Annotated in this window: 1 pseudogene; it reads right to left on the minus strand. The window is 70.3% G+C overall.

Going from position 1 to position 984, the window contains the following annotated elements:
* Positions 1 to 835 (minus strand): annotated as a pseudogene (locus tag KHO18_RS28270) (PAS domain-containing sensor histidine kinase); the annotation flags it as partial.
* Between the last annotated feature and the right edge of the window lie 149 nt (positions 836 to 984).

Here is a 984-nt window from a genome sequence, read left to right on the forward strand (position 1 = left end):
GCTGGACCGCGGCGGCCGCAGCCACGGCGGCCGCCTGCGCCTCCGCGTCGGTTGCGTTCTGCGACGGCGCCGGCCCGAGCGGAATGATCACGCGGATGCGGTACAGGTGGGTACTGTCGATAGGGCCCGTGCGCTTGCCGTCCACCGAGGGCTCGGTGCCGCCCTCCACGGCCGCATAGCCGCCGGCCAGCCGCGCCTGCTCGGCGAGCATGCCCGACGGCAGGTCCGGCACCAGCGAGGCGTAGCTGCTCGACGCCGTGGCCATCACACGGCCGCTGCCGGTGAAAATCGCGGCCTCCTGCACGCCGTATTGCTCGCGCAGCCGGTTCAGCTGCAGCGACGTAGCCATGCCGGACGCCCCCGTGAGCTGGTCCGCCATCAGCCGGGCCTTGCTCTGCAGATCGGCCAGCTGGCTGTCGATGGTGGACCGGCCCAGGTTCAGCCCCGCCTCAAGCGCCGTTTCCACGCGCACGTCGAACCAGGATTCGATGCTGCGCGAGACGAACTGCAGCGAGACCAGGTAGATCAGCACGCCCGGCAGCACGCCCACCACGCCGAAGAACACGGCCAGCTTGGTCATCAGCCGCGTGCCGAACTTGCCGCGCCGGTAGCGTACCCACAGCGTCACGGCCAGTGCGCCCACGGTCAGCACCAGCAGCGCGCCGACGACCAGGTTGACCTTGAACAGCAGCGTGAAATAGCGATCGAAGAATTCGGTGTTGGCCGATGCCCCGGCCAGCAGGCCCACCAGGACCAGGGCCAGGAAGACGATGATCCCCACCACGACGCGATAGAGCACGCGGCGGAATCGGCTGTCCCAGATTGCTCCGTTCATGGCTGGCTCGATGCGGGCTGTACCAGTTGGCTCGGAGACAGGACCGTGGAGACGGTCTGCGAGAACGGCGTGCGGGCATCCGCGGACGGCGCGGAGGCCGCGGCGGGCGCGGAGCCGGGAATGGCCGGCGCAGCGGGTGGGGCCGGGGG

The sequence above is a fragment of the Cupriavidus campinensis genome (assembly GCF_905397395.1).
GTDB lineage: Bacteria > Pseudomonadota > Gammaproteobacteria > Burkholderiales > Burkholderiaceae > Cupriavidus > Cupriavidus campinensis.